This window comes from Microvirga lotononidis, from assembly GCF_034627025.1.
In the GTDB taxonomy this organism is placed as follows: domain Bacteria; phylum Pseudomonadota; class Alphaproteobacteria; order Rhizobiales; family Beijerinckiaceae; genus Microvirga; species Microvirga lotononidis.
Genome location: NZ_CP141050.1, coordinates 993,087 through 1,018,830, shown reverse-complemented (window position 1 = coordinate 1,018,830; position 25,744 = coordinate 993,087). Strand labels below are relative to the sequence as shown.

The following is a 25,744-nucleotide window of genomic DNA, read 5'->3' as shown; positions in this document are numbered from 1 at the left end:
CCATAGGGGCTTGGCGCAACCAAGCCCCGGAGGGGACATGCATGTCACTCCCCAAGCCCCCATGGTTGAGAGCTCCGTCAACTTAGCTGAGTAAAGACGGTCTTCTGCTGTTCTCCGCTCTTCCGCGACTGGTCTAAGCAATTGAGACATCGTGGCCTGCTTCGGACCGAAGCACCGGGAGGGGTAAGTAAAACCGTGAATTGATGGCGCCTTGCAGGCCCCGCCCAGTGTCGCCATGATCTTACTCCTAATCGAAGCGGAAGAACCTCCAGCACACAGAAACGCCCCGGTGAAAAGCGTGACGGTCTTCAGCCGGGGCGTCTGTGGCCGTAGGGGGCTTGGCCCCACCAGCTAAGCTAGGCTGTCCGGATCGCCCCACAACTGGACAAAGGAGGTGAGTCTTTATTCCTGCCTGCGCACTTCGTATCGGGAGTTGCTTGAGCAAGGTAACGCCCTAATCGAAGGGTCCTTGCCCGACATATGGCTTAGGGCGTAAACGGCTCTGACTGATGGTTCAGGTTCGGAGCTTCAACCAGGGCACCCATCCTGTCGTTGGCCCGCAGCTTGCTGTCGCCGAACATAGTTCGAAGAACTCCTTCACGCGTCCGCCCAAGGTCTTGGCGCCGCCCCTCATCCGATCACGGTCCGTAGCATCGCTCCTGAGATCCGGCCCTTTGGATCCGAATACCGTGCAGCACTTGGCTTCTTCTGAGATCCACACTCCTGCCGCACTGCGCTACTAGCAAGGCTGGCCCGAGTGTAAGAGTGAGGAGAGGGATCATGCTCGCTTACAACCTGTTCCGGCGCAAGGGCGAAGCTGATTTGTTCTGTGCGGTGCCGGAAGACATCCCCGTGCCGGCATTCCTCACCCCGGAGGCATGGGAGTACGGCTGTTCGGTCGACATCCAAGCCTTGTCAGGTTTTGATGCCGAAGCGGCGGAGATCTCCGCCGGAGCCAATGGCTTCTATCTCTTCCATTCGGCATCCTAATCGGATGGCGCAGGAACCAGGCGGGTTGCGTCTTCGACACACGATTTGATTGCTACGATGTGGCCGGCGCCCATGAAGTCGAATGGGCGCGGGCCATCCACATGCCCACAACACAAGACAACAGAGTGGAGGCAGCATGTTCTTTGTCGTAACCGGAAACGGTCAGAACGGAGTGGTGGCGATCACCTGCGACAGCGCCGCCGCAGCGCTCGCGAAGGCTCGCCAGCTGGACACCGACGGGATCACCGACATCCTCATCACCGATGCCGACGGGCTGCAGCATGTCCCGGCCGAGTTCGACCGGCTCTACGTCGCACAGGCGCTGTAGGGCGTGCTTTCGCAGGGCCCAGGATTGAACCCGAACTGCTGAGTTAGCGCATCCATCCTTCAAGGCTGCAGATCACCACCGTGACGAGAACGGCGCCACCGAGGAGGAGGATGTCCTGCCATGAGCCCAGGTCGACCATGATACGCCTCCTGCCCTCAATGAAACGGATATCGAAACTCTTGTACTCAGAAACCGAAGCCATTCCATAGAAGGCGGCCGCATCTCATGAGATGTTCGATGAGACCAACGGGCCGGGCCCAAGCGAACCCCTGATGGACGATGCGGGACATGACTGGGCTTCGCGACAGCCCAGCCATGGCGCCGGAACGTCCTAGGCGCGAGCCGGTTCCGCGACGGCGGTTCAGCTCTCGGCAAAGCGGACAAAAGCCCGCAAGCCATCGATCAATTGCTTTCGCTGATCCGCAGGCAGACCTGGGCAGGTGGCATCGACCAGAGCCGTCAGCTCCTCACGGCTGGGCCGGCGTTCCCGGATTTCCTTGGCCCACATCGCGATCTCGGACGCCGTGCCCGCACACGAGGGGCACTCATCAATGATCTCATGGGCGAGCTCAATGATCTGATCGAGCGGGGCAGCGACAGAAGCTAACGGCATGCCGGCACCAAGTGACTGTCGAGGCTGCCGTCACTTCGGCTCGACGCTCTGGTCGCTGCCTGGCGATCCCGGGGGTGGGATCACCCGCGTCGTGCCGGGGTTCGGAACGGGCGGGCGGACGCTCATGTCGGGGGCGATGTTGGCGGGCGGACGGATCACGCCGTCGGTGCGATCCAGCTTGTCGCTCAGCGGCGCGGGCGAGCGACCCACCGAGCCTGTGGAGCGGGGATCCTGCAGGCCGGTGCTTTCAGTTTTGAGCGTCTCGGATGACTGAGGCTGGCCCTGCGCCTGTGCCTTTTGCCCCGTGCCGGTCGCCAAGCCGGCCATGGCAACACCAACGATCAGGAACGCTTTCGGACTGAGGCGCATGTGCGGCCTCCCTTAACCTAGGTTAAGTTCTGCTCTCCAACGCGGCCTCACGGCGACCGTTCCCCTAAGCCCCGCGGTTTATGACGTCTGGGTTTATCGAGTGATTGAGGCACAGTCAGCGTCCCCGGCTTAGAACGAGACGCCTTCAATGGACGTCGCACATCTGTTTCGATCGCAATGCTCAATGAAGCATGGGTCACCAGGACGTGGGATTCGGCAGGAATGGCAGGTGAGCGAGAGCCTCGAACAACCTCCATGGCTTTCACGCGCCCTGCTTCGTGGAATAGAGCGGAGATGCCTACAGACTCATCCTCGTGCAGGATCAATGCAACGTCGTGGAGAGAGACAAGGAATGGAGAAGAGTTCCCTCAGGGCACACGATGTGGAGGTGCCAACCACTCCAGTCTTCAATGACGTCGCCGTACTCCTGCCGGAGCTCACTGACGGCCAATACAGCTTGGGCCTTGGCGCTCTCAAGGTCAGAGACCTCTATCCCTTCGTCATCGATCAACTCCTCATGGCTGTTCACGAGGTGGAAGTAGCAGCGCATCGGCAATCCTCCAGCTCCGATAACTGGCCAGAGCTGGGTAGCCCATTTCTGGTGAATTATGAATGAATTGACCGGTCTAGGCGTTTATCCCTCTTCGGCTGTGCCTTTAAGGGACGTGGGTTGGAGGGGCTGATCGTTGTTGGCGCTGTTCATCCTGTTTTAGGGAAAAGCACGATTGTCTCGCCCGCGACATCTGCCTCATTCACCGCTGAACGGGCGACTCTGGCGGCTTGGGCTCTCTCGGCACATGACCGAACATAGGACACCAGAGTTTCGCTCGGGCAGGGCTTGGTCAGAAACGCGGCTCCCGGTGGCAAATCCCCCTCTCGCGGCCACTCACGGCCCGAGGTCATCAGGATCTCAACCATCGGCCAGTGTTCGTGGACCTGCCGGGCCAACTCGTAACCGTTAGGGCCGGGCGGCATCTCTACATCCGAGAGCAGGACGTCCACCTCGACCCCGGCCCGCAAGACCGTGAGGGCTTCTTCGACATGGGATGCTTCGATGACACGAAAGTTCGCATCAATGAGAATGTCGGCCGCGACCAGCCGTACCAATGGCTCGTCCTCAACCAGCAGAACAACACCCGAAAGTTGATTAGTCACGGAGCTAACACGACAAACGAGAAGAGAAGATAGGCCGGGGCAGTCAAGCTAAACGCCGTATCGGACATTCGGTTCCGCTTGAGCTTGAACACGCTTCTGATCAAGAGCAGGCCCCGTCCTTGCGCCGCCTTCAGGGACAGACCGACACACCCTCTGACGAGAACCCATGGGGTGGCTGCCCGTTATCAGGGCAACAAGTTGCGTAAGGGGGGTCAAAATGAGTGCTGCCTCGGTCACGGCTTTTCCACGCCGGACACCTCCTACCATTCTGGTGGTCGAAGACGATGTCCTGATACGTGCCCTGATCAGTGATGGACTGCGGGCGCAGGGCTTCAGGGTGCTGGAGGCGAGTTCGGCTGATGATGCCATTACCGTCCTCGACAGCGTCAGGGTGGATCTTCTGTTCGTCGATATCCACCTACCCGGCCTGCGGAATGGGCTGGATGTCGCCCGCCACGTTCAGGCTCGTGGAATACCGACCCAGATGATCCTCACTTCGGGCAAGTCGGATGCATCCGCTGTCCCGGATCTCGATGACTTTGGCCCTTTCGTCCGCAAACCCTACTTGGTGTCTCGGGTGGTTAGTCTCGTCAGCGATAGCCTGAACTGGCCGGATGCACCGCAGGCTTGAGGGTGGAACCAAGGCCCAAGCGTGGCGATTGGTCCCGCATGAGCCCTGCATCGACGCACCTGACACCCCGATCCGACGCTCCCCCTCAGACAGTCCTCGTGGTTGAAGACGAAGTTCTGGTCCGGCTGGTCATCGCCGATTACCTGCGCGAGTGTGGCTACAGGGTCTATGAAGCCGCGAATGCTGGCGAAGCGGTCGCAGTGCTCCAATCCCCTGAGGCATCAATCGATGTTGTGTTCAGCGATGCCCAGATGCCAGGTGACATGGATGGATTCGGGCTGGCCCGCTGGGTGCGTGCCAACAAACCCGGGATCCAGGTGATCCTCACCTCTGGCGTCGAACGAGCGGCAGACGTTGCCGCCACATTATGCGAGGCGGGGCCTCTGCTTAAGAAGCCATACCCATCGCAGGAGGCGGTCAATCATATCAAGCAGCTCCAGGCGAAGGCAGGACGGGCCTAAAAGGGTCCGTCAGGCTTCCGGCGGATCCTCTCCGGCACAACAGTGTCTACCCCTTAGATCGGGGTCCTGCGTTGAAGATGCTTGTCTAATCAACACAGGAGACTGTCTTGCATCAGACCGGCACGTCACAAGCTTAACAATTCCCAAATGGCTGCGTCAAAATTCCTGTTTTCCCACAGCCTGTTATGGGAACGGAGTCGGCCACATGATCGTTGCTGTAACCGAGGTGCTGCTGGGGAGCATTGCCTGATGGAATAATATGTCGGCGGTATCTTTGAATCGAGTTCCCAACAATGTGGCTCAGCACCTGAGTGCCCTTACCGCGAAGGTGGACGAGATTGCCGAGCGGGCCGGTGTGCCAAGCGTCCAGCGGTCAGACCTTGAGATCACTCTTGCCGCACTGCCGTGGCCGGATCGGCGCCGCTTAGGTTTGATCTTGGAAAATGCTCGTGTGAGCGCGATGAGTGAATCCGTCCGAGATGCTGTCGAGGTGATGCTCAGGCTGGCCGCCGACGTCTGGGCCAGAACTCCTCCACCCGGCGATAACGATCAAGGAAATGCGCAGGATTGAGTTTAGGCAGCCTATAGAGTCGAGAAGAATGTCTCGCCCCACCTCCCAGATTGGAATCATCTCACCGTACTCCTCTGCCGATATGATCTCTACAGTGTTCCCAGCGCGTCCCGACGCTTCGGCCACCGCCACTGCGGCCTGTATCGCTTCATGCCGCCCCTCAAACGTCCCGAGCGTCTCCTCTTCGAGGCGAATGGCCCATCGATCCTCTACGGCTTGAACGATGTAGGTATTATGCTCTGTCATGGAGCCTCCCTGCTTTCCCGTATTGGATAAGCTCGAATGAGGAGGATTTGAGTCAGGAGGCGACGAAGACCTCCCTTACATAGCGGAGACCATAAGGTCCCTGCCTCCGGCGCTGGTCAGTGAGGGTTCCCCTCAGCAATTTCAGTCTCGACATGTACAGCATATGCTAAAGCCCCCTTAAGCCCTAAGGGAACCTATGCTGTGCGAAGGCTGTTCCTTCCCTTGGAGGAGCAATGCGTAGGCTTTTTGAGAGGACGAGACAGCTTAGAACCCTGCCATTGTATCTGCGTTATGCTGCTACAGCAGTCTTAGTGCTGATCAGCTTCTCTATCCGATCCCGGTATTCTGAGCCCCTTGGCCCCTTTCCATTCCTTCTCTTTTTTCCTGCTATTATCGTCAGCGCCATTGTCTTCAATCAGGGCAGCGGATACGTTGCGACAGCCTTGAGTGGCGGACTATCGGCCTATTTCTTTATCCCTCCCATCGGCAGCCTTGCCATCAACGATCCGAGCCAGTTCCTGGGCTGGTGCCTTTATGTGCTTATCGGAGTGGCCATCACGGTGATCATTGAAGCGCAACATAAAGCGTACCGGGAACTCGCGTACGCTCACGCGAAGCTGAGCCAATCTTTGAAAGAGACCGCCGCCTCAGAAGCCGACAAAGCCAATCTCCTTCGTGAAATGAGCCATCGAGTGCTGAACAACATGCAGACAGTGATTTCGCTCCTGCACCTTCAGGCTCGCGTCAGTGACCCGAACACCCGCGACAACCTGCTGTCCGCAGCCGAACGGGTCGGCGTCATGGGCAAGGTTCAAAACCGCCTTGTGCGCTCGGAGGGAGTGACGACAACCGATGCGCACGATTTCATCAGCGAGCTCTGCAACGATCTACAAATGGCGCTCATTGGACAGCGCCCGATTCAGTTGAACGTCTATGCCGAGAGCCATCAGGTCCCGATCAATCAGGTTGTCTCGGTGGGCCTCATCATCAATGAGCTTGTGATCAATGCACTCAAGTATGCATTTCCTGATAACCGGCCCGGTCATGTGACCGTGGAGTTCACACGTTTGAACGATAAGTTTCGTCTGTGTGTCTCCGATGATGGCATTGGCGTTGCCCCTGTTCGCGAGCCCTCCGGGGTAGCCCATTCATCGACTGGTTTGGGGCAGCGCATCGTCAAAGCGTTCGTGGCCCAGCTTGATGGTCGGTTGGAGGTAGCACTCGGCTCTCCCGGAACAACATGCACCGTACATTTTCCAGCGCCCAAGCTAAATCTGGCGTAGGCCCCCCTTTACATGACCTGCCTCGGTCGGCCCGATAGGCTCTATTCAGCCGTCTTCGTTGATTTCCGCGCCCCCGAGCGATACGAGAGCGGCATCGAGCGTGGGGAACTTGTGCTCAGCTTTCGTGAAGGGCGCTGGCATTGTCTCGGGCGGGGCGTCGTCCAGCAGCTCCGCTGTCCACGTCGCCGCTCGCGGGCCGTTCTTCACGACACCGCCAATGAGCTTACCATTGAGCATAAGATCGTGGCTCCCCGGCGCAAGTTTATGCAGGGTGTAGGGCATCACGCCTTTCCTCGCTCAACCGGGAGGCTGGTCGTAGCAGTGGTCATGAGAAATGGAAGTCAGGCTGCCCTTGACGGGCTCATCAAGGCTTCGATCTGTTCAACCAGTACGTTCGGATAGACCGGCTTCGGGATGAACGTCGCCGAGGGCGGGAGATCACCCTCATCCGGGAATGCCTTGCCTGAAATGACGAGGACCCCAACCTCGGGCCAGCCCTGTGCAACCAGCCGTGCAAACTCGAAGCCGTCGAGGGAACCGGGCATATCAACATCCGTCAGGACGGCGCTGACCTCGGGCCGTTCCTTCAAGATCTCAAACGCCTCATCGGCATCCTGAGCCTCAAGCACCCAGAAGCCCGCCTCTCGCAGGATATCGACCTGCGTTAGCCGTACGAGCGGCTCGTCCTCGACGAGAAGGACGATAGGCTGGTTGAGGATAGGACCACGCGGTTTCATGGATGCGGAAACGGCAGGCAGAGGGACTTGGTTCCTTGCACCGCCTCGGAACCCATCCCAACCTTGGCCGTTATCAACGGATCTGGTGATCTGACAGGTGCCTGTGACTGAAATCGTCGAAGTCCACTGCAATGCCACCCTTACCTGACCAACCTACGGATTAAGGTGAAGGGCGGGTCGCTCGATCCTCGCGCCGAGCGCCTGTTCCAGCAGGTGCGTGAAGGTGCTGCCGCACTGTTCCCGGGCTGCGCGATTCTCGTGCGCATTGCGACCCGCAACAAAGATCCATACGCGCGATTGCGCATCTCCCGCGATGGTGTGAAGCAGCACGACCTTGAAGCAATGGAAGTTTTGATCGAGCGTATCGCTCAGCAAGTTGCTCTCAATGCAAGCGGAAACTAAGCGCAGTAAAGCTTCGCTTTGTTTCTGTCTCCGGTTGGCTTCGTAGGCTTTGGGCAGCTCTCACTACATGCGAGCGCGGGTGCATTGGGTCAAGCCGCGCTAAGTGGCCCAAGTTGAATTCACAGAATGGACACGGAACAGCATTCTGCGCCACCCGAGCTTCCTTGGTCTGCGTGAAGACAAGGATCCGCGTGAGGTCGTCGTGGACCGACTGGCGCCGGCAACCGCGGGAACGGGTCAGAGCTCGTGACCATCAAAACTGAGATAGGTGATGGAAGGAGCAAGCTTCTGACGAGTCATTTCGACGATCGAAGCCCAAAACCGCTGGCCCGATTTAACGATTGCTAGACTGATCTCAAGTAAAGGACGAACTGGGGGCCTGGAGAGAAGCCCGGTGTGTCGACCGTCGTTGTTGGGAGTGTTCATGGCCAAACCATCAAAGCTGCTTCATGCCTATGAACGGATGGTGGCTGCCGAGAAGGCGAAGCAGCGCCTGATGCCGGAGCGGCTGGTGACGCTCGTTGCGGACAAGCCTTGGATCAAGGCTGTGAGCAAGCACTCACAGGCCCGCCAAGCCTTCCTGGAGGCAGCAATCGACTTCTGCCGATCAGAGAAAGCCAAAGTGCCGAGGGCTTCTCACACGACCACCGCGAAGCAGGCGATCAAGACAACCCCTCAAGAGGTTCACGTACCCTGAGAGCCGAACCGAATTTTGCTTGCGGCTCACTCTCGCGACTACACTGATTGGGTTTGATTTCTAATCCTTCCTCCGGTGGGTCGGATCTTGGACCCTCGGACACGATCTCAAGCATGTCATCGGGCAAGGGATGCTGCAGCTTGAGGGCCTCCTCGGCTGGCGCGGTCAGCCACATCTCGTACTCGTCCGGCGTGGTCAGGATCACCGGCATCGCTTTCGGGTGGATCGGGACGACGACACTGTTCGGCTCCGTCGTCAGGAACGAATAGAGCAGATGCTCGCCCTCGACCGGCTCGGCCTTCGTTCCGCGGACTCCGGTCCACGGCCGCCAGATACCCGCGAACGCTGCCAGTGGCCGCCCCCTGGAGAGGGCGAACCAGATCGGGGTCTTGCGCGGCTTGGAGTCGGCATACTCGGAGAACGAGGTCAGCGGGACCAGGCAGCGGTACTGCGGCTTGAGCCAGGCTCGCCAAAACGGCGAGGAGACATTGCGGACATTGGTGACCGGCTGGGTGCCGACCTTCGGCGGGGGTGGGAAGCCCCAGCGCACGCGGGTCAGTTCCCGCTCGCCGTCATGAAGCCGGACGCCGGGAGCCATTTGGTCCGGGAAGATCGCCGGCAGGGGCGGCACATTGCCGGCGCTGTCGCGGCTGACCTCGAAGGCGCGACGCATGGCTTCCTGAGTGGTGTAGACGCTGTAGAGATTGCACACGGGCGGGATCCTCCGACGGGGCATAGCACTCTTATGCGGCGGCGTTGGTTCTCAAATCATGACAAGGCTGGCATAGCCGGGGGATGACCGACAAGATGAGTTCTGCGAATTTCGAACCCGCGGCGGATGAGGCTCAGCCGGACCTCAGCCTTCCGGCCGATCGCATGCCTGAGGCTGAAGTGGCCCTTCGGCTGGCCGGGTTCATCCTGTCCCTTCCCGGCTCGGGAGCAATGGCCAGTGTCGCGATCGACGCGGTCAGCATCAAGGTCGGTAACGCCGTCGTCTTCGACATCGGACACTTCATGACCGGCATGGGATGGGAGCAGGTCAAGGAACCGCAGGTCGGCCGGTCCGCCTGGACCGGCGCATACCGGCGCGGTGACAAGACGATCCGGGTGCACTCGCGGCCGGGCGAGGGCGATGTCGTCACCATGGTCGAGGGCCGTCGGATCATTGCGGAATGCCAGAAGGGGCCTCTAGCCCGCAGGGCTGGAAGTCTCGAGGTCTCGCTCCTCACGACGGCGCTGGGGCAGGCGCTCCTGTTCGATGTGTCCGCCGCCGACATCGTGATCGCCGCTGTGCCGGATACGCCGATCTTCCGCAGGCTCGTAGAGACATGGCAGAAACGTCCCCTCATTCGGCGGGCTGGCATCAGACTTGTCCTCGTGGCCCGCGACGGTTCGGTCTCGGGATTGGATCTGCAATAGCTGATCCTAACGACTGGCTTCCGATCCCAGCTCGTCACGATGTCCTTGGGCGGGTTGCGCCCGGGCACAGACTATACCGCTATATCATGCTTGCGGTGGAGCTAAGAACCATCTGCCGCAAGGCACGATCGTCCATTCGCCAGAACCTACATCATGTGGATGGAGAAAGCGTTGGCGGCTATCCCTCTCAGATCATCCTGTTGTCCACGCCATTCGCTTCCCCGTTTCTAGCATTCCGGCGTCGTGCGCGGTGGTTCCGATCGGCACGCCGCTTAGCGCAAACCGGCGAGCAATACATTACACCAGCGCGCCATGGCTTGAAGAGAGTGCGGCACTCCGGGCAGATGAGGAGAGCTGGCAGCTGCCCCTTGCGCTTTCGCGCGTTCCAGTGCTGGCGGCAACACTCACGGGTGCAGTACTTGCGGGTTCTGCCCACGAGAGGCAGGCCGCATCCCTGACATTCCTCGAAGGCTCGCGAGCGCCGCCGCTCGCTGTAGGCACCTCGCCGACAGGCATCAGAGCAGAATCGCGCCGTATCTCGTTGCGGACGGAAATCAATTCCACACCACTCGCAGGGCTTTGGATCGGGAGGAATCATTGCCAATGCCGCCTGATACACGTCACATGTAATGCAGGTCAGCCGCGGACGGCCCGGACGCTTTTCTGGTGGGATTTCACACTGGCAGACCTTGCATTGGGCAGCACCGCGTTGAGCGAGAAACTCCTGATAAAGCTTTTCAATATGACCCGATAAACGCATACGCTGGATCTCCGGTACATAGAGAAACGTGTGGGGTTCGGTACAGTTCGCCAACAATCGCACGACACAATAATAATCGACCTTGCGGGCGGAAAATGGCCCCCCGTGCGGTCGGCATCCCTATCGAACACCTTTTTAACTCACACCCCATACCCCCTAACAAGGAGCATCAGATAGAATCATTGCGGCCCGAAGACTCGAAGAATTGGATGCAAATCACGTCTGGCATACAGCCATCTCGGATACATCAAAGTGACCGCGGGTAGGCGCCTGTACCCGCAGCCAATCAATTCGCCTCCTCAGAACACAAGATCTTCGCCGTCGGGATCCTCTTTCTGTCGCCTCTCAAGCTCACGCATTTGCTCGATGTAGCCAAGCTGCTGGTCAAGTTCGATACAAGCACGATACTCACGTAACACATACGCCAGGGCCTGCGCCAAGTCTGAGGCGCTCGGCCCGCCAACGTTCCAGAGTGGGCTTACCAAGCCCTGTGCAAAGGTGAGATCGGTTGCTTCCGGCTCCCCTATTCCCGACATACCAGAGCGGATATCGGACAAGGAAACATCGAGCAGCGTGGCTAGCATCCTTGCAGTCACACGAACATCATCCTTACTGATCCGCTCGCTCAGGCCAGTTGCGCTGAGCACATCCCGAACTCGGCCGCTGCAGAGAGCGTGCCCGTCTTTCAGCAACCGCTCATGGACCTTAGAGGTCGTGCGATCAGCCTCGGGAAGCGCATTGTAGGTCTCAATGATAAGTTTCCAGTCAGTCATAGGAGTCTCCAATGATTAGGGAAGTAGAGGCTGATTGGCATGCTCCGTGGCCCTCGGTTGTGCGGCTGCGTTGATTGTGGGTGACGGGTGACGCTTGGTGACGCTTCTCCGCATTTGAGTGCGATTGCGCGCGCGGAGCGGCGATAATGGAAAAATGACGTCACCTGCCGTCACCCGTCACCGCTTTAGCTGTTGACCTGAGCCTGATGCCAGCCCAGCCTCGCACCTGCCTGGTGCGGTAAGGCTGCAGGCCGTTGCGGATCAGTGCCGGAGTGAAGTTTTTCAGCGACCCGGGGTGCTCTCCAGCCGCTTTCGCGTAAGCCGACCAGCTTGCAAACAGATCGACAGTTCTCTCCCATAGGTAGCTGGCGCCCGGCTCAACGTCGCACTGGTCCTCAAGCCACTGGCGGAACAGGTCCTGGTCCTCGAAGTAGGCTTGCGTGGCAGCTGTAACACTGGCAGGACGCACAAGGCCGTTCCGCTGCCAGTCGAGACAGCCTTCGATCATCCAGCGAAGAATGCCGGGCCACTCGCCTTTCAGCTTCTCCTCGAGGTCAGGATCCGGATGTTCGGGCTTGCGTGTGAATGGGACAATGTTGACACGCCGCCGCATCGCGTCATCCACGTTGCGTAGGATGGGCTGGTGATTGCCAACGATGGTGAGCTTGAACAGCGGCTGATAGGTGAAGAAGTCCATTCTCATGAACCGGGCCGTGATCGGATCACCGCCAGTCAGTTGCTTGAGGCGGCTTTCGGCCCAGGGGCGGCCCTCCTCCGTCTCACTTGCGGTGACAAGGCGTGCACCCCGCAGCATGGCCAGATCGGTCGGGTGCCTATCCCCCTTGGAAGCCATGAAGGTATCGGCGGCTGCCGTTGTGGCATAGTCCTTGAGCAGACCCGTCAGTACGTTCACGAACACGCTCTTGCCGTTGCCGCCAGGGCCGTAGATGAACACGAGCGCGTGCCCCCGCGTAATCCCTGTGAGGCAGTAGCCAGCCCACTGTTGTAGGAAGCGGATTAGGTCAGCGTCTCCGCCAGTCGCATCGGTGAGGAACTGAAGCCAGAGGAGACAATCAGCTGCCTCCAACGGGGCGGCGGCTGTCGACTTAGTGATACCCTCGGCCTGATCACCACCTCGGAGCAGTCCCGTGCGAAGGTCGACCGTTCCTGCTGGAGTGCCGAGCAGAAACGGGTCGGGATCCCACGCCTCTATGGTCACAGCGAACATGGGATCCACCCTGGCAAACCGCTCGACCCCTGAGGCAAAGGTTGTCTTCAACGCGGCCTGCCGCACCTTATCCTCCTGCCCGCGTGCGAGTTCGCGTGCGAGCAGGCGGGCTTCATGGAATACTCGGTTGGTGCGGATCCGGCGCCAGATATTGCCGTCCCATTCGAACCACGCGCCGGTGCTGTGGCAATACCGATAGCGACCCGCAAAGCGTTCCGCGAACCTCTCAGCTGCATAGTCTTCGGTCAGGACTCCGTCTTGAGCTGCAAGGACCTCGGTGCGGCGCGGCTTGCGACTTCCTGGTTCAGAGACGCGCGCCTCGTTCAACCCAATTGGGACTGGAAGGGGAGGGGCCAGTTCATCGCGCATGACCGTCCTCCTTCATGGTCTTGAGATCCGAGAGGGCGGCTATGACAGACCGTAAATAGGCAACCAAGCGCCTGACAGCGTATTCAAGCCCGGCATCATCCCCAATGGCGGCATAGGTGGATCCAAGATCGGCTTGGATCTGGGCGAACCAGAGCACCTCCGCGAGGTATTGCCGATAGGCATCGGGCGTACCATGAGTGATGTTGTCAGGATCGATCATCGCGAGACCTCCCACCCATAGAAGTGGCCTTCATCAGTGAAGCAGGCTGTGAGGCCGACACTTGTCAGGCAGAGAGCTTTTCGGCATTCTTTGCGCAGAGGTTTTGCAGTGGCCTCTCGAAGTCCTTGACGACCGCCGCGCCGGGGTCCAGCCGGAGCGGCGGTTTTCTTGTCAGAGGATGGCGGGCGATTCCCAATGGGCCAGCCCTGTCTGGGATCAGGCAAGCCGATCCCGTCTGCGCCGGTGAGGCGCGCTGAAGTAGATTTCATGGTCTGATATCTCAATTATCCCGACCGTCAGGTTGGGAACGGCGCCCCACTGTGTTCAGTAGTGCCTGTTATCCAGGTCATGCCTTCCGGCCCAATACCGGTCGGAAGGACAAAAGCAGAAGTGCAGGCCACGAGCCTTGTGTCACTCTCTCAAATGGATTTGTCCTGCGGCCGCACGAGTCCGCTCCCACTCTTCGATCTCCGCGAGGTCGTAGTACTTACGGCCGTTAATTGCGATAGCTCGCGGAAATGAGAGCTTCTTGTCGCGCTCCCACCGCCACAACGTCATTTCGGAGATGTTGCCAAAGCGGGCGCGAAGGTTACGACGAACGATGTATTGCTTGGCTGAACTCAACTTGTTCGCTCCTTCATCGTCAAGGATGAACAAGACATAAAAGATCTGACGGCTGACTTGTATTGTGGGCAGCAACGATTTCTGGGCTAGCGTCCACCACGCCGGGGGCGGGCCTTCCTTGGCTTTGGGGCCACTCCATTCCGCCGGTCGATGGCGTTCCCAATCGTGCTGGCTTTCGGCTCTGGCAGATCTCCCACCTCGTGCACAAGGGCTATGAAACGGTGCACCGGACCGTTAGGCGTCTTCGCAAGCTTCCGCTTTCCGATGTCCGTCCAAATGTCAAAGAGGTGGGGCCAAAGCATCCGGGTTGCGATCTGGCCTTCGGGATCTTTGGTGGTCACGTTGGGAAGCAGCGTGCGGACGCGTGCGAACTCGGCGTCATCTTTCGCTTGGCGAGTGGACTGCTCTGCAAGGATTTCGAGGTTCAGCAGGAGTTCTTTGGGACGGCGTCCAATCTCCGCAATCTCGTCAAGTGTTAATCCCCTTCCGCCTCTCGGTCCCTTGGGTCGGGAGAGGAGGCTTTGAAGAGCCGGTTCCTTAGCAAGGAGGCGATGCAGTTTCCTTGCTAGCTTTGCAATATCGCGAAGTCTTTCCTGTTCATCACCGTCCCGTGGGATCTTCTTCCGAGCCTCGATATGATAGTCAACTGAGCCTAATACAGACGTGATAAAACTGGCGATCTCGGACGCAGTTTCGTAATCGTCCAGCCCCAACATGGATTGCAGCTTGGTAACCTGATCCCGTGTGAAGAGGCCGCTGCCCCCCTGCTTGTATGCCAGAACTACCTTACCGATTTTATTCCGATCCATGGTGATTGACGCCTCATTGATCTACGCTTTTGGGCGAGGTCGATGCAACTGAGATGACATGATTGGCCCAAGCCTGCATCGCACTGCGACGCTCCTCCTCGTAAGCATGGACGTTGTAGACGCCACGCACGCCACCGAAGCTCTCGGACACATGGTTGATGGCCCGCTCAGTCACTTCGGATGGGATCCGCAGCCGGGCGCAGCCGGATACGAAGGTCCGCCGCAGATCGTGCATCCGCCACGGTGGGATGGCCTTGCCGCCGTTCGCTGCTGTGATTAGCTGGTCGAGCTTCGCTTTGGCTTTGCTGATGCCACTTACGGGTGAGGAGCCCGTGGTGGTAAAGACGAAGGGTGATCCGGCCATGCGCGGGATGCGGCGCAGGATATCCACAGCCATGTCTGACAAGGGTACGATGTGCTCGGCCCCATTCTTCGAGCGGGTGGATCGGATGGTCCAGGTGGCAGTGTCCAGAGTGAACTCGCCCCACGTCGCCTCGAACACTTCACTGCGGCGCTGGCCAGTCACAACCAGCAACTGCACCGCCGATCCAAAGGGCGGCCCAAGCTGCTCGGCGCAACGCCACACCAAGCTGAGCTCATGGTCTGTGAGCCTTCGATCGCGCTGGATGTCTCTGACTGAGATTGGGTTCTCGGTGCCCTTGGCGGGGTTGTCGGGCCGCAGATGCATGGCGACGGCGAAGGCGAACAGCTTTGAGCACCAGGCCCGGAAGCGGCTGGCCGCCACCGGCGAGCCGCGGGCGACAATCGCCTCGATGGCCTCAACCACATCAGCGCCGGTGATCTCTGCAACCGGCTTGTTACGCCAGCGGGGCAGGGCATCCCGCTCCAGGATGCGGCGCATCTCGCCCGTGGAGCGACGGCCGCGACGCTCCTGGGCTGTGAGGAAGCGTTCCAGGACCTGCCCGAAGCGGTGGCTGTCCGGCGCTCTTTCCATGCCCTTGAGCTTGGCAAGAGTGATCCGATCACCCGCCGGGTCACCGCCCTCCGAGACGATGCGCAGGGCCTCACCGGCAGCCTTGCGGGCATCCGCCAGCCCCATGCGAGGGAAGGGGGCGAGGGTGAGCTTGCGTGGCTTGCCGTCAGCTCGGTAGCGGACGGCCCAGCTTCTGGCGCCGCTCGGCTGGATAACAAGGTAGAGGCCGACCAACGCTCCGTCTGGGATCTCGACCCTCTTAGCGGGATTCGGCTTGAGGTTCTCAATGATCTTCTGGTTGAGAGCGCGTGCCATTGATCACTCCAGATCCTGACCGCCGACACACTTCCGTTTTAAGCTCTGGGTAGCAGGGGTAACGAAAAGAGCCTGGTAGCGGGTGATCTGAGAAGATAATAACACGGCCGCACAAATTGCAATATGTCTTTGTGAGACTTAGGTTTTGTGAAGTATGAAAGTTATAGAATGTGAGTGAGTGTTTTGCCGCGTGCACTAACTTTTAATCAGAGGGTCCTGGGTTCGAGACCCAGCGCGCTCACCACTTTAAACCCTTAACCGGCAAGGGTTTTTGGAAGCTCACACTCGCCTTTTACAATGCTGGCAACCTACTCCCGTGCGCACCAGCGGCGCGGAGTAGCTCAGTTGGTCAGAGCAGAGGAATCATAATCCTTGTGTCGGGGGTTCAAATCCCTCCTCCGCTACCAAATTTACCGATACGGATTAGGATCTTAGCTCAAAGGCGCCATATAGGCGCCTATTGTCGTTTCAGTCTCGGGTCACAAATGGGGTCACACGGAGCTAGTGTTGATCCCTGAGCTCGCTGCTAGCCTATCAAGAGGCGAGGGCGGTACGTGCCTCAGTCTCAGCGCTTGATCCCTTAGCCCATTCCCAAGGCTGACGCGGCTTATGCCCTTTCGAGAGGTTAGGATATTTCTTTGGTTCACGAACTGCGATGCGAAGCTTCTCGCGGGCTAGGCGTGGGTCCACACCCAACTCGGCGCATAGAACCTTTAGTGTAATCTTATCAGACATTGATCGTCTCCTAGTTGTAGAAGATTGTTGATAAGATGCGGTCCAGAAGCATGTCAGGGACAATCCCAGGTGTTTGCGGTTGCCGACCAACCATTTCCTAAACCGAAGGTCGGAAGTTCGAGTCTTCCCGGGATCGCCAGTTTCTCAACAAGATAGCTGATTTCCTCAACAATTTACCTTCGGACTGCGAGTGATGGGGTAACCCTTGGGGTAAACGCTGAAGCTCTAAAATCCTTAAGCTTCAAGTTTAGCAGAAAGCTAAGGCATCTCATCCGGATCCTGATTGCGGCTAAGAGTGATTCAGCTGTCGATGCTTGAATGGGTCTATTTTCAGTTACTCATTGCTGTGATAAGCCGAAAAACTTCGGGGCGTGAGAAACTATGGAACATCTAAAAGAGTATATCGAGTGGATCACGGGCGTGCTTGGATTCCTCTTGGGGAGTGGATTTACGCTGGCCTTTCAAAGGATCCGACAGGGGCAGAACGCCAACTTCGCGGATCAGCGAACCAGCCGGGTCGGAGGGGATCAAGCAGGACGTGATATAAAGAAATAAAGTTTCATGAGTAGCAATTTTGCGAATCAAGCTCGGGCGGTGGTCCAGGGCGACCAAGCAGGTCGCGATGTAATAAAGACCACAACAATCATCCAAGCCAGGGAGACCACCCAAGTCTCCCTATGGATCAAAAGGCTTGAGAAGCAAATAACTGAAGAAAACCGAGATGCTGCAAATCGGTTTGTTGAAAGCCTTAAATATTTCGTAGATCAGCGGGACGATGTGGAGATCGTCGGCTTGAAGGCAAAGATTGAGGCAAGTAGCTTCAACATATCATACCGAACAGCGATCAGCCGAAAAGAAGAATTCGCCAAACTCATGCTCCGATACCAGGAGTTTAGCTCGGCTCAAGAATTGTTTGCTTACTTCCTTTCTATAATACACGATGTATTCGAAGAGAAAGTCTGCCCGAAAATATCGGAGATCACCTATGACGAGCTTCAGCAAATAATCGACGAGCATATCATCGACAAGATATTTTCTGAAATCGGCGAAGGCAGCGAGAGTCTATTTATAAATAGAAATCATGTTCGAGGCATGATCTATTGGCTTGCTGATAAGTGCTACGTAAGGTGGCATTGATGACATATATATCCTACAGTGCAGCTCAAGATCCATTCCATGCGGTGTTCCGCATGTTATCGCTGCTTAAGGAGCCGGTCCCGATTACTTATGAGGTGGAGAGGGTCTATATATACGATTTTTACATCTGCTTTCCTTGGCAAATTGGAAAGATAGAAGGTGTCCGAAGTATCCCGGACTTCATTCGTGACCGTAATGCTCTCAAGCGCATATATGTACAAAACGAGTACGAGCAGATCCCGGAGCCCCGGATTATGCTCCAACGAATGCGACCAGCTCAATTGGCGGCCCTAAACAGCCTTAGTTCATATGGCTTCCTGGTTCCGGAACATCTGAAATGTGGTAATGTTACACGGACAGACGAACCCTTGCCTCAATCGCTGGAAGGGAAAGTCAATGCGTTTTCCGAAGCAAACAGAGCGCTCTTTGATTTTATCAAGAAAAAGCTGAGTACCCTTCCACTATCGGGTCCCAATGGACTGAAAGCCAAAACAGGTCTTGAAGAATACCGCTATGACTATGTTCAAACCTAATCTGCAGGTTCAGCGCCTCGTTGTTTATAGCCGGGGTGTGCCGGTGTTCGACGAGCAGTTTCACGCGGGATTAAACATAATCCGCGGCGAAAATTCTTCGGGAAAGTCCACAATCATGGACTTCCTTTTCTATGGCTTAGGAGGCGACCTTTTCGATTGGCGTGAGGCTGCATTAAAATGCGACATTATTTACCTGCAGGCTCTGGTTAATGGCAATTCAATAACATTGTCGCGTGAGATCGCTAACCACCCCGGGCGGCCAATGCGCCTATTCATAGGGGATCTATCCCAGGCGCTTTCTTCAGCTTCAGCAGGCTGGGAGATATATCCTTATGCGCGAGGAAGCAAAGATAGTTTCTCTCAAGTATTATTTCGATACCTTGGGTTGCCAGAAGTTCAGCTTGGTGAAAGCCAGACAAAGATTACGATGAATCAGATTCTGCGCCTTCTTTACGCAGATCAAATAAGCCCAATCGACAAGATTTTTCGGTACCAGCAGTTTGACGACGCTGTGACGCGCCAGACAGTGGGCGATCTGCTATGTGGGGCGTTTAGCGATCAGTACTACCGTGCACAAATACGCTCCAAAGAGGCTGCCGAGGATTTCAAAGAGGTCAATCTAAAGATCAAGTCTATTCTGAAGATGTACTCAGCTGAAAAAGTCCCTCTAACACGGGAATGGCTCGAAGCTGAGCGTGTCACGACTGAAGCTGATCTCAACGCCAAAAATAGGAAGATTGAAGAGATCGAAAACGCGATCTTTCATGCTCAGTTCGATGATAGGCTGACTTTAAATGATCAAGAAGAAACTTATAAGAAGCTCGTTGAGCTTCAGAGTTTGATAGCTACGATAGAAGAACAGATAACACAAAAAACACTTGAGCAGGCGGACTCAACTCAGTTCATAGAGGCTATAGAGAACAAGTTATTTCAATTGCAGAGCTCGCATGCTGTGATCGAGGAGTTTGGGAGGCTTGAATTCCAGTTTTGCCCCTCCTGCCTCGAGCCGGTTGAGCATCACGGCGTTGAAGGGGCTTGCACGCTTTGCAAAGAGCCATTCGAGAAGTCGCGGACACGCTCCCGCTCGCTGAAGCTGATCAATGAGTTCAGCCGCCAGAGGGAGCAGTCCCTTGAATTGCAAGCATTGCGTGACCTTGAGATCCGTGAGTTGAGATCAAAGCTCGCGAGAGAAAAGGAGCTGTGGGAGCAAGCGAACCGACATTACCGAGTGTCTGTGAAAACTCCTACAACTGCAATGCGGGCAGAGCTGCGCAGCCTCAACAGAGAGGTTGGATATTTGATCAAAAAGCTGGAGGAGCTTGCTGGAAGAAGCGAGATAATCTCCCAACTCGAAGAGCTTTCATCCGAGCGGGAAAAACTCCAGGCGGAGTTAGACAACCTGTCCGCATTAATTGAGCGCGAAAGCAACCGAAACAGAGAGCGCATCTCGAATGCTCGGCAGAAGATTGAAAGGATTGTTATTGATTTCCTAAGAAACGATTTGGCGAGGCAGAGTACGTTCGACAATGCACGCAATGTTGACTTTGAATTCGATGGGAACAGAGTTGCTGTAAATGGTGACAGCTTCTTCTCGGCTAGCTCCATGGTGTATCTGAAGAACAGCTTTCTTGCAGCGTTTGCGTATGCAGCCGCAAACGATAGCACGTTCTACCATCCTCGGCTCCTGATTATGGATACTGTAGAAGACAAAGGAATGGAGCCCCAAAGAAGTAAGAACTTCCAAATTCAGCTCCAAAAAAAATCTGAAGCGGCGCTCTCAGAACACCAAGTAATCATCGCAACATCTATGATAGCAGAGGAGCTAAACAACGACAAATACACAGTTGGTGACTACTATACGCATAATAACAGAACCCTTAAGGTCATGTAGCTTTCTCGAATAGTTTCTAGAAAGTAATTTACGTTGTAGGCCCATTCAGGCTTCTAATCCGAGGTATAGATTTGGAGGCGTAGCGCGATCATAACGAAATCTCATAGGTTCGTGCGTACTCCATGACCTTGTGAATAAGACGCTAGAGCATCAGACTGAAAGACGGGTCCACAACACCCCAGCCCTCTCCGTTGGGCAGAGGTGGGATCCGGGCGGGTCCGACAAAGCGTCCGATGCTCTAATATTTTCTACGACGTTGTTCCCCATGCCTGTTGTAAGCGGTGTTCCAGCCGCACCTTACATTCGCATGTCTGAGCAGCGAGACTGACGATCTTGGATTGAGGATCGTTTTGTGTCGATGGTTGACCATATGCTTGAGCCGCCGCGGCCCGTGCGGCGTCTGGAAGTGATCACCGGGGCCGGCGGACGCCGGCGCTGGTCAGCCGATGAGAAGGCGCGGATCCTGGAGGAAGCCATGGCGCCGGGCGCGGTGGTGTCCGAAGTGGCCCGCCGTCATGGCATGTCGCCCCAGCACCTGTTCACCTGGCGTCGTCAGGCCAAGCGAGAGGCTGACAATCATCCGCTGATCTTTACCCCAGTTGTTGTCAGCCCTGACACGCCGCAGCCCACGCCGGCCGCCTGCCGGGAGGCGATCATCGAGATTGTCGTGGAGGGCGTCGTCATCCGCGTCCCGCCCGGTGTCGATGGAGCGACACTGGCCCTCGTGCTGCAAACCCTCAAGAGCCTGCGATGATCGGACCAACCGGCACTGTCCGCGTCCTGGTGGCCACCAAGCCCGTCGACTTCCGCAAAGGCGCTGATGGCCTCGCTGCGCTCGTGCGCGAGACCATGGGAGCCGATCCGTTCTCCGGGACTGTTTACGTCTTCCGCGCCAAACGCGCGGATCGCGTCAAGCTGGTGTTCTGGGATGGCACCGGTGTCGTGCTGGTCGCCAAGCGATTGGAGGATGGCGAGTTCCGCTGGCCCAAGGTGCAGGACGGTGCCCTTCACCTGTCGGCGGCTCAACTCTCGGCTTTGCTCGAAGGTTTGGACTGGCGCCGCGTGCATGCGCCACGACCGACATCCGTGCCACTGGAGCCCAGCTGATCGGACGCGCCCATCCATAAGAGCCATCGCGGCTCCTGTCGAAGCATGATTCACTTCGGTTTGTGACCAGCGCGATGCAAACCCTCCCCGACGATCCTGATCTGCTCAAGGCCATGCTCCTGGCCGAGCGGGCGCGGGCCGAGCGGCTGGAGCAGATCATCAAGGCGATGCAGCGCCACCGCTTCGGCCGCAAAGCCGAGAGCCTGCCCGAGGATCAACTGCTGCTCGGGCTGGAGGAGGCCGAACAGGCCGAAGCCGCTGAAGGCGCCCAACACGAGCAAGCGGACCCGGCCGAGCGCAAACACCGGGCGGCCCAGCGGCGCCGGAACCGCGGATCCTTGCCGGCCCATCTGCCGCGCATCGAGACGATCATCGACATCGAGGATCCAGCCTGTCCCTGCTGTCGCAACCTCCTGCACCGCATCGGCGAGGATGTCTCCGAGCGCCTCGACATCGTGCCGGCGCAGCTGCGCGTGCTGGTGGTACGCCGGCCCAAATATGCCTGCCGCCACTGCGAAGATGGAGTGGTGCAAGCCCCCGCTCCAGCCCGTGTGATCGAAGGCGGGCTACCCACCGATGCCCTGGTCGCGCAGGTGCTGGTGTCGAAATACGCCGACCATCTGCCGCTCTACCGGCAGTCTCAGATTTACGCGCGTCAGGGCATCACTTTGGATCGTTCGACCCTGGCCGATTGGGTCGGCCGGGCTGCCTGGCACCTGCGGCCGGTGCATGACCGCCTGCTGGCGCAGCTGAAAGCCTCGTCGAGACTGTTTGCCGATGAGACCACCGCGCCCGTGCTCGATCCTGGCCGCGGCCAGACCAAGACCGGTCAGCTGTTTGCTTATGCACGCGATGACCGGCCGTGGGGCGGCACGGACCCGCCTGGAGTGGCGTACGTGTATGCGCCGGATCGCAAGGCGGTCCGGCCGATTGAGCATCTGTCCGGTTTTGCCGGCGTGCTGCAGGTGGACGGCTATAGCGGCTACCGAGCCCTGGCGGGCGGCAATCAGGTCACCCTCGCATTCTGTTGGGCGCATGTGCGGCGGCGCTTTTACGAGCTGGCGGTGGCCGGCGCGGCGCCGATTGCCAGCGAAGCGCTCACGCGGATTGCGGAGCTCTACCGCATCGAGAGCGAGATCCGTGGCATCGGTGCAGCGGAGCGGACCCGGATTCGGCAGCAGAAGAGCCGTCCAGTGCTGGACGCTCTCGAGCCGTGGTTGCGCGCCAAACTCGGTCTGATCAGCCAGAAGAGCAAGCTGGCCGAGGCGATCCGCTACGCGCTCTCACGCTGGGAGGGGTTGAGCCGCTTTGTGGAGGACGGGCGGATCGAGATCGACTCCAACGTGGTCGAGCGGGCGATTCGGCCTTTGGCCTTGACGCGCAAGAATGCGCTGTTTGCCGGCTCGGATCGCGGTGGCGAGCACTGGGCGATCATCGCCTCATTGGTCGAGACCTGCAAATTATGTGGGGTGGATCCGCAGGCTTATCTCTCCGACGTGCTAAGCCGCATCGTCGCGGGCCATCTCAACACCCGCATCGATGATCTGCTGCCGTGGGCCTATGCCACCGCGCCAGACCTCAAGGCCGTGGCCTGAAGACATCGCTTACTGCCTGTTCCCGCCTGATGCAGGATAATCAATGGCTGACATCCGTTGCGCTTCTCGTCAGCCGATTTGGGCTTGGTTGTTGATTACCTAGTAGGCCAACATCTCCTTTGAACTTGTCGCGGGCACCACTCACGGCTGGATCTGAAATCTTAGCGCGGAATCTGAGAGCGACTGCGCCGTGCCGCGTAACTCCTTCAACGCCCCAGTGACAGCTTCGGCTGGTGACGTTGCGTCGTCGAAGGGTGTGGTGACTTCAAAACTAAACTTCATCGACGAGAAGCTAAATACCACGCGTCCACTCCGACCTAAGTTGTTACCAGCAGGCTCGAATATGATCTGCTTGACCGTTAGTCTCCCATCGGAGGGGGCTTGCTGGCTCTGAGCTGGCGGCACTGGCTGAAGCGGCGGACCGCGGGTTTCAGTTAACTTGTTATCATCCGCCGCCCTCGCAAACTGCCCTTTCGGGCACTGTTCCTTATCGGCAGCGGCCTGACGTAATCCGAAGTTGAGCATTCCGTTGGAAAGTCGGGTCACCAGATATAAACACTCCACGTCCCTGAAGTGCAGAGCAAGATTCCCGCCGTTCCTGTTAGTTAATTCAACCCGCCCTTGGCCCATTGCTGAATGGGTGAAATTCATATCCCTGTCAAATCTGATGGACTCTCCGGTTGGGTCCACCCACAGTCCAGTGGGCGGTAACCACTGCTGCGCGTGCGCGGGAGCTAGCAGTGCGACAGTGAGCGGGAGCGCTGCTCTTAATTTCATGGTGAGGCTTCCTAATTACCGAGAGCCCCGGTCGCCTCAGCTAATCAGCGACTCGGTTAAAAATTCCACGCAGGTCGCTGCACCGGTCACCTCGGGCTGCAATCAGTTGCCACCGCATATCCTGCTCGCCACGCAAGACGGTCGCCCGGAACCAGCACGACATCGACTCCGCTTCGACGCGAATATTGCCGCCACGATAACCATCTCTTTGGATTGAGCCTTGGCCGGCGCTGCCCCACAAGTCCCATCCGCCAAACTGATCACGCTGGATGGTGATGTTGTAGCCGCTCTGATTGCTCCATTGCCCTTCGATGCGTCCGATTCCTTGTTGGGCATATGCTGCGGAACCGGCCGCGATGGTGATTACGACACTCGTCACCCAAGTTCTAGCCATTTGCATGCGCCACCTCCGCAATCTTAATCTAAGACAAACCCCTTCTGCGAGCCGCCGGGCCTAGGCTTGATGGCTAATCACTGCTCAGAACGCAGGATTAGCGTAGCAATCAGCCGAGAGCGGCTCGAGGCTCAGCACTTCATCGATATCGTAATTTTGCATCCGAACTTGGACGAAGGATGTATTGGTTCTAACCATGCCGGTCCCAATGGCATCGATCATCGCCGGTACCTGAAATTGTCCAGAGTAACGGATACCTTGCCCTCCGAACTTGACATAGATCCTACGTGGTAGCGCCTCCTCGCCTTCCACGCGGACCCGCGCCACGATAGTCAGAAGCTTATTGTTTATCGAGTAGTCCCAAGTGTCGATCTCGGCCACACAATAAGGGATGTTAGTTTGGGCACGTGCATTAGAGGCCAAAACTGCTTGTAGGAAAATAAGAGCGCCGACCATTAGGGCGGACGATAGCATACGTTTGCCGCAAGCATTCCCAGTAAGTAACTTCATAACCACCCCTCATGATATGGTGGCGCATAAAGTACCGATGATTAAGCTTTATACTTGCAGGTTCCTTCGTCAAAAAGGAAAATGCAATATATAAGGCATCGACCTCGTGACTATTCTGGGGGATGGCGCAATGGAAGGTTCATACTTCTGTGTTAGGTCCAGAATTCTGCTGCAAACCCTTCTCCTTGTGATGCTTGCGCTTGCAGGCGCGTCGCCTTCGTATGCCCAATTGGAGCGCATCTCCGGGGACTGGAACAACGACACCGGGTACAACATCAAGATTAGGCCAGACGCACTTGGTGGATGGACCATTTGGCTCGGAAATGGTGGCCAAGGCTCGATACAGAATGACGGTTCCTTCGGCGGTAACATCAGAGTAGAAGTGCAGGACCGACGATGTCACTATAGGGCTACCATCTTAGCAACTGGTTATAAAATGCGATGGCAGCTTCTTTCTGGGCCGACCGGATGTCTCGCAGGAGATTTCGCTCGCATCGGCGATCCCCCCGAAGAGAATGTGAGAGATGTCGATATTCAACGGCGGCAACTTGTCCACGACTACATGAAGCCAGATCCGATGCGATATCCGGCCTTTGTGTTCGAAAATCCGGTGTACGCTTACCTCGACGCCAGGACCCCTGGCTCCCCCCGCATCTCTATCCTTTATGCAGCCTGCGGGAACGATCGATGTGACGAACAGCGCAGCCAACGAGCTTTCTGCGCTCTGCAGGGTCTCAAGCCGGCGACGCTCGACCAATCAGTTGATGTAAAAGATTTCAGTGACGATGATTTTGTTCGCAATTGGCTATGGGATCTCGACTCGGGGAGGACGATACGTAGCCCACGTTCCGATTTTCGCTTGACATACTTCACCAAGATTTCGTGCCGCAGGTAGAGACAGCTTCCGGTAGTACCTGGATGGCCCGCGCTCAATAGAGCTCCGATCAAACTTGGAGTTACCCTCAATTGAAGATTCATGGAGTGACGTTCTGAGTCTCAGTAGCACCCATGACTCATGCTCGCGAGCGTGGATGAGAACAAGCAATGTGTCGCTGAAGAGCCTCATCCTCAAGGAACTCATTTAGGCGAGCAAGGTCTTCGAAGTGTACAAGGACCTACCCGGGAGCTCCG

33 protein-coding genes and 1 tRNA gene are annotated in these 25,744 nt (G+C 57.5%); 16 read left to right on the top strand and 18 right to left on the bottom strand.

What is annotated here, in order from left to right; all coding sequences use genetic code 11:
• Positions 1-780 precede the first annotated feature (780 nt).
• Positions 781-990, top strand: coding sequence for a hypothetical protein (locus U0023_RS34565; RefSeq protein WP_009762905.1), 210 nt, complete (start codon positions 781-783; stop codon positions 988-990).
• 136 nt (positions 991-1,126) lie between these two features.
• A complete protein-coding gene (locus tag U0023_RS34560) occupies positions 1,127-1,318 on the top strand; it encodes a hypothetical protein (protein WP_009762904.1) in 192 nt (63 codons plus the stop codon).
• Positions 1,319-1,679: 361 nt separating this feature from the next.
• Here U0023_RS34560 and U0023_RS34555 read toward each other — a convergent pair whose 3' ends face one another.
• From U0023_RS34555 to U0023_RS34540, 4 genes are all read right to left on the bottom strand, one after another.
• Positions 1,680-1,931, bottom strand: coding sequence for a hypothetical protein (locus U0023_RS34555; protein WP_009762902.1), 252 nt, complete (start codon positions 1,929-1,931; stop codon positions 1,680-1,682).
• Between the two features lie 30 nt (positions 1,932-1,961).
• Positions 1,962-2,300 carry a hypothetical protein gene (locus tag U0023_RS34550; protein WP_009762901.1) on the bottom strand — a complete coding sequence of 113 codons (339 nt, stop codon included), beginning with the start codon at positions 2,298-2,300 and terminating at the stop codon, positions 1,962-1,964.
• 322 nt (positions 2,301-2,622) lie between these two features.
• Positions 2,623-2,850 (bottom strand): DUF6894 family protein, encoded by a 228-nt coding sequence (locus U0023_RS35860; RefSeq protein WP_009762900.1) that lies wholly within the window; start codon positions 2,848-2,850, stop codon positions 2,623-2,625.
• Between the two features lie 149 nt (positions 2,851-2,999).
• Positions 3,000-3,455 carry a response regulator gene (locus U0023_RS34540; protein WP_195904199.1) on the bottom strand — a complete coding sequence of 152 codons (456 nt, stop codon included), beginning with the start codon at positions 3,453-3,455 and terminating at the stop codon, positions 3,000-3,002.
• A gap of 217 nt (positions 3,456-3,672) precedes the next feature.
• Here U0023_RS34540 and U0023_RS34535 point away from each other — a divergent pair, with 217 nt between their 5' ends.
• The gene (locus U0023_RS34535; protein WP_009762898.1) at positions 3,673-4,086 is read left to right on the top strand and encodes a response regulator; all 414 of its coding nucleotides are present in this window, start codon (positions 3,673-3,675) and stop codon (positions 4,084-4,086) included.
• 38 nt (positions 4,087-4,124) lie between these two features.
• Entirely contained in the window at positions 4,125-4,547 is a 423-nt protein-coding gene (locus U0023_RS34530; RefSeq protein WP_009762897.1) for a response regulator, read from the top strand.
• 424 nt (positions 4,548-4,971) lie between these two features.
• Here the strand turns inward: U0023_RS34530 and U0023_RS34525 are convergent, their stop codons facing one another.
• A complete protein-coding gene (locus U0023_RS34525) occupies positions 4,972-5,364 on the bottom strand; it encodes a hypothetical protein (RefSeq protein ID WP_009762895.1) in 393 nt (130 codons plus the stop codon).
• A gap of 278 nt (positions 5,365-5,642) precedes the next feature.
• Between U0023_RS34525 and U0023_RS34520 the strand changes: the two genes are divergently transcribed.
• Entirely contained in the window at positions 5,643-6,647 is a 1,005-nt protein-coding gene (locus U0023_RS34520) for a sensor histidine kinase (RefSeq protein WP_195904198.1), read from the top strand.
• 45 nt (positions 6,648-6,692) lie between these two features.
• Here the strand turns inward: U0023_RS34520 and U0023_RS34515 are convergent, their stop codons facing one another.
• The 3 genes from U0023_RS34515 to U0023_RS34505 all read right to left on the bottom strand — a co-directional run bounded on the left by U0023_RS34515 (position 6,693) and on the right by U0023_RS34505 (position 7,759).
• On the bottom strand, positions 6,693-6,929 hold the full coding sequence (locus tag U0023_RS34515; RefSeq protein WP_009762892.1) for a hypothetical protein: 237 nt from the start codon (positions 6,927-6,929) through the stop codon (positions 6,693-6,695).
• Positions 6,930-6,988: 59 nt separating this feature from the next.
• The gene (locus tag U0023_RS34510) at positions 6,989-7,384 is read right to left on the bottom strand and encodes a response regulator (protein WP_009762891.1); all 396 of its coding nucleotides are present in this window, start codon (positions 7,382-7,384) and stop codon (positions 6,989-6,991) included.
• 153 nt (positions 7,385-7,537) lie between these two features.
• Positions 7,538-7,759 carry a hypothetical protein gene (locus tag U0023_RS34505; protein ID WP_154661101.1) on the bottom strand — a complete coding sequence of 74 codons (222 nt, stop codon included), beginning with the start codon at positions 7,757-7,759 and terminating at the stop codon, positions 7,538-7,540.
• Positions 7,760-7,889: 130 nt separating this feature from the next.
• Here U0023_RS34505 and U0023_RS34500 point away from each other — a divergent pair, with 130 nt between their 5' ends.
• Entirely contained in the window at positions 7,890-8,036 is a 147-nt protein-coding gene (locus tag U0023_RS34500; protein WP_322883889.1) for an ATP dependent DNA ligase, read from the top strand.
• Positions 8,037-8,210: 174 nt separating this feature from the next.
• Positions 8,211-8,483 carry a hypothetical protein gene (locus U0023_RS34495; RefSeq protein ID WP_009762889.1) on the top strand — a complete coding sequence of 91 codons (273 nt, stop codon included), beginning with the start codon at positions 8,211-8,213 and terminating at the stop codon, positions 8,481-8,483.
• On the opposite strand, the gene U0023_RS34490 is transcribed toward U0023_RS34495, so the two are convergent.
• A complete protein-coding gene (locus U0023_RS34490) occupies positions 8,449-9,195 on the bottom strand; it encodes an SOS response-associated peptidase (RefSeq protein WP_009762888.1) in 747 nt (248 codons plus the stop codon). The two genes, U0023_RS34495 and U0023_RS34490, sit on opposite strands and share 35 nt — an antisense overlap.
• Before the next feature lie 95 nt (positions 9,196-9,290).
• On the opposite strand from U0023_RS34490, the gene U0023_RS34485 reads away from it, so the two are divergent.
• Positions 9,291-9,902 (top strand): hypothetical protein, encoded by a 612-nt coding sequence (locus U0023_RS34485; protein ID WP_009762887.1) that lies wholly within the window; start codon positions 9,291-9,293, stop codon positions 9,900-9,902.
• Positions 9,903-10,961: 1,059 nt separating this feature from the next.
• Here the strand turns inward: U0023_RS34485 and U0023_RS34480 are convergent.
• The 6 genes from U0023_RS34480 to U0023_RS34455 form a co-directional block, all read right to left on the bottom strand.
• Positions 10,962-11,435, bottom strand: coding sequence for a hypothetical protein (locus tag U0023_RS34480; RefSeq protein ID WP_009762886.1), 474 nt, complete (start codon positions 11,433-11,435; stop codon positions 10,962-10,964).
• 160 nt (positions 11,436-11,595) lie between these two features.
• The gene (locus tag U0023_RS34475; RefSeq protein WP_009762885.1) at positions 11,596-13,032 is read right to left on the bottom strand and encodes a phage/plasmid primase, P4 family; all 1,437 of its coding nucleotides are present in this window, start codon (positions 13,030-13,032) and stop codon (positions 11,596-11,598) included.
• Positions 13,022-13,252: a hypothetical protein gene (locus U0023_RS34470; protein WP_009762884.1), complete on the bottom strand. Its 231-nt coding sequence runs from the start codon at positions 13,250-13,252 to the stop codon at positions 13,022-13,024. The genes U0023_RS34475 and U0023_RS34470 overlap by 11 nt, the downstream gene beginning before the upstream one ends.
• Before the next feature lie 411 nt (positions 13,253-13,663).
• Positions 13,664-13,909, bottom strand: a complete 246-nt coding sequence (locus U0023_RS34465; RefSeq protein WP_210161013.1) for a helix-turn-helix transcriptional regulator — start codon at positions 13,907-13,909, stop codon at positions 13,664-13,666.
• A gap of 53 nt (positions 13,910-13,962) precedes the next feature.
• The gene (locus tag U0023_RS34460) at positions 13,963-14,685 is read right to left on the bottom strand and encodes a hypothetical protein (protein ID WP_009762882.1); all 723 of its coding nucleotides are present in this window, start codon (positions 14,683-14,685) and stop codon (positions 13,963-13,965) included.
• 13 nt (positions 14,686-14,698) lie between these two features.
• On the bottom strand, positions 14,699-15,934 hold the full coding sequence (locus U0023_RS34455; protein WP_009762881.1) for a tyrosine-type recombinase/integrase: 1,236 nt from the start codon (positions 15,932-15,934) through the stop codon (positions 14,699-14,701).
• A 330-nt stretch (positions 15,935-16,264) separates the two neighbouring features.
• Here U0023_RS34455 and U0023_RS34450 point away from each other — a divergent pair.
• The 7 genes from U0023_RS34450 (at position 16,265) to tnpC (ending at position 22,932) form a co-directional block, all read left to right on the top strand.
• Positions 16,265-16,341, top strand: a tRNA-Met gene (locus U0023_RS34450).
• 889 nt (positions 16,342-17,230) lie between these two features.
• Positions 17,231-17,806 carry an ABC-three component system protein gene (locus U0023_RS34445; RefSeq protein WP_009762878.1) on the top strand — a complete coding sequence of 192 codons (576 nt, stop codon included), beginning with the start codon at positions 17,231-17,233 and terminating at the stop codon, positions 17,804-17,806.
• Complete coding sequence (locus tag U0023_RS34440; RefSeq protein WP_009762877.1) at positions 17,806-18,339, top strand: ABC-three component system middle component 5; 534 nt, start codon at positions 17,806-17,808, stop codon at positions 18,337-18,339. The genes U0023_RS34445 and U0023_RS34440 overlap by 1 nt, the downstream gene beginning before the upstream one ends.
• Entirely contained in the window at positions 18,320-20,230 is a 1,911-nt protein-coding gene (locus tag U0023_RS34435) for an AAA family ATPase (protein ID WP_040638626.1), read from the top strand. The genes U0023_RS34440 and U0023_RS34435 overlap by 20 nt, the downstream gene beginning before the upstream one ends.
• A gap of 358 nt (positions 20,231-20,588) precedes the next feature.
• On the top strand, positions 20,589-20,984 hold the full coding sequence (tnpA, locus tag U0023_RS34430) for an IS66-like element accessory protein TnpA (protein ID WP_040638625.1): 396 nt from the start codon (positions 20,589-20,591) through the stop codon (positions 20,982-20,984).
• Positions 20,981-21,337, top strand: coding sequence for an IS66 family insertion sequence element accessory protein TnpB (tnpB, locus tag U0023_RS34425; protein ID WP_322883887.1), 357 nt, complete (start codon positions 20,981-20,983; stop codon positions 21,335-21,337). The genes tnpA and tnpB overlap by 4 nt, the downstream gene beginning before the upstream one ends.
• A gap of 74 nt (positions 21,338-21,411) precedes the next feature.
• The gene (gene tnpC / locus U0023_RS34420; protein WP_009762874.1) at positions 21,412-22,932 is read left to right on the top strand and encodes an IS66 family transposase; all 1,521 of its coding nucleotides are present in this window, start codon (positions 21,412-21,414) and stop codon (positions 22,930-22,932) included.
• A 141-nt stretch (positions 22,933-23,073) separates the two neighbouring features.
• Here tnpC and U0023_RS34415 read toward each other — a convergent pair whose 3' ends face one another.
• The 3 genes from U0023_RS34415 to U0023_RS34405 all read right to left on the bottom strand — a co-directional run bounded on the left by U0023_RS34415 (position 23,074) and on the right by U0023_RS34405 (position 24,613).
• A complete protein-coding gene (locus U0023_RS34415; protein ID WP_154661100.1) occupies positions 23,074-23,583 on the bottom strand; it encodes a hypothetical protein in 510 nt (169 codons plus the stop codon).
• A gap of 166 nt (positions 23,584-23,749) precedes the next feature.
• On the bottom strand, positions 23,750-24,109 hold the full coding sequence (locus tag U0023_RS34410) for a hypothetical protein (RefSeq protein WP_009762872.1): 360 nt from the start codon (positions 24,107-24,109) through the stop codon (positions 23,750-23,752).
• 78 nt (positions 24,110-24,187) lie between these two features.
• On the bottom strand, positions 24,188-24,613 hold the full coding sequence (locus U0023_RS34405) for a hypothetical protein (protein WP_009762871.1): 426 nt from the start codon (positions 24,611-24,613) through the stop codon (positions 24,188-24,190).
• 130 nt (positions 24,614-24,743) lie between these two features.
• Here U0023_RS34405 and U0023_RS34400 point away from each other — a divergent pair, with 130 nt between their 5' ends.
• Positions 24,744-25,508, top strand: a complete 765-nt coding sequence (locus tag U0023_RS34400; RefSeq protein ID WP_009762870.1) for a hypothetical protein — start codon at positions 24,744-24,746, stop codon at positions 25,506-25,508.
• Positions 25,509-25,744 lie beyond the last annotated feature (236 nt).

Bases quoted from the DNA above. Each gene is read 5' to 3' on its own strand.
- U0023_RS34565 (WP_009762905.1), top strand. From the start codon at position 781: ATGCTCGCTTACAACCTGTTCCGGCGCAAGGGCGAAGCTGATTTGTTC.
- U0023_RS34560 (WP_009762904.1), top strand. From the start codon at position 1,127: ATGTTCTTTGTCGTAACCGGAAACGGTCAGAACGGAGTGGTGGCGATC.
- U0023_RS34555 (WP_009762902.1), bottom strand. From the start codon at position 1,931: ATGCCGTTAGCTTCTGTCGCTGCCCCGCTCGATCAGATCATTGAGCTC.
- U0023_RS34550 (WP_009762901.1), bottom strand. From the start codon at position 2,300: ATGCGCCTCAGTCCGAAAGCGTTCCTGATCGTTGGTGTTGCCATGGCC.
- U0023_RS35860 (WP_009762900.1), bottom strand. From the start codon at position 2,850: ATGCGCTGCTACTTCCACCTCGTGAACAGCCATGAGGAGTTGATCGAT.
- U0023_RS34535 (WP_009762898.1), top strand. From the start codon at position 3,673: ATGAGTGCTGCCTCGGTCACGGCTTTTCCACGCCGGACACCTCCTACC.
- U0023_RS34530 (WP_009762897.1), top strand. From the start codon at position 4,125: ATGAGCCCTGCATCGACGCACCTGACACCCCGATCCGACGCTCCCCCT.
- U0023_RS34525 (WP_009762895.1), bottom strand. From the start codon at position 5,364: ATGACAGAGCATAATACCTACATCGTTCAAGCCGTAGAGGATCGATGG.
- U0023_RS34515 (WP_009762892.1), bottom strand. From the start codon at position 6,929: ATGCCCTACACCCTGCATAAACTTGCGCCGGGGAGCCACGATCTTATG.
- U0023_RS34510 (WP_009762891.1), bottom strand. From the start codon at position 7,384: ATGAAACCGCGTGGTCCTATCCTCAACCAGCCTATCGTCCTTCTCGTC.
- U0023_RS34495 (WP_009762889.1), top strand. From the start codon at position 8,211: ATGGCCAAACCATCAAAGCTGCTTCATGCCTATGAACGGATGGTGGCT.
- U0023_RS34485 (WP_009762887.1), top strand. From the start codon at position 9,291: ATGAGTTCTGCGAATTTCGAACCCGCGGCGGATGAGGCTCAGCCGGAC.
- U0023_RS34480 (WP_009762886.1), bottom strand. From the start codon at position 11,435: ATGACTGACTGGAAACTTATCATTGAGACCTACAATGCGCTTCCCGAG.
- U0023_RS34475 (WP_009762885.1), bottom strand. From the start codon at position 13,032: ATGCGCGATGAACTGGCCCCTCCCCTTCCAGTCCCAATTGGGTTGAAC.
- U0023_RS34470 (WP_009762884.1), bottom strand. From the start codon at position 13,252: ATGATCGATCCTGACAACATCACTCATGGTACGCCCGATGCCTATCGG.
- U0023_RS34460 (WP_009762882.1), bottom strand. From the start codon at position 14,685: ATGGATCGGAATAAAATCGGTAAGGTAGTTCTGGCATACAAGCAGGGG.
- U0023_RS34455 (WP_009762881.1), bottom strand. From the start codon at position 15,934: ATGGCACGCGCTCTCAACCAGAAGATCATTGAGAACCTCAAGCCGAAT.
- U0023_RS34445 (WP_009762878.1), top strand. From the start codon at position 17,231: ATGAGTAGCAATTTTGCGAATCAAGCTCGGGCGGTGGTCCAGGGCGAC.
- U0023_RS34440 (WP_009762877.1), top strand. From the start codon at position 17,806: ATGACATATATATCCTACAGTGCAGCTCAAGATCCATTCCATGCGGTG.
- U0023_RS34435 (WP_040638626.1), top strand. From the start codon at position 18,320: ATGACTATGTTCAAACCTAATCTGCAGGTTCAGCGCCTCGTTGTTTAT.
- tnpA (WP_040638625.1), top strand. From the start codon at position 20,589: ATGGTTGACCATATGCTTGAGCCGCCGCGGCCCGTGCGGCGTCTGGAA.
- tnpB (WP_322883887.1), top strand. From the start codon at position 20,981: ATGATCGGACCAACCGGCACTGTCCGCGTCCTGGTGGCCACCAAGCCC.
- tnpC (WP_009762874.1), top strand. From the start codon at position 21,412: ATGCAAACCCTCCCCGACGATCCTGATCTGCTCAAGGCCATGCTCCTG.
- U0023_RS34415 (WP_154661100.1), bottom strand. From the start codon at position 23,583: ATGAATTTCACCCATTCAGCAATGGGCCAAGGGCGGGTTGAATTAACT.
- U0023_RS34410 (WP_009762872.1), bottom strand. From the start codon at position 24,109: ATGCAAATGGCTAGAACTTGGGTGACGAGTGTCGTAATCACCATCGCG.
- U0023_RS34405 (WP_009762871.1), bottom strand. From the start codon at position 24,613: ATGAAGTTACTTACTGGGAATGCTTGCGGCAAACGTATGCTATCGTCC.
- U0023_RS34400 (WP_009762870.1), top strand. From the start codon at position 24,744: ATGGAAGGTTCATACTTCTGTGTTAGGTCCAGAATTCTGCTGCAAACC.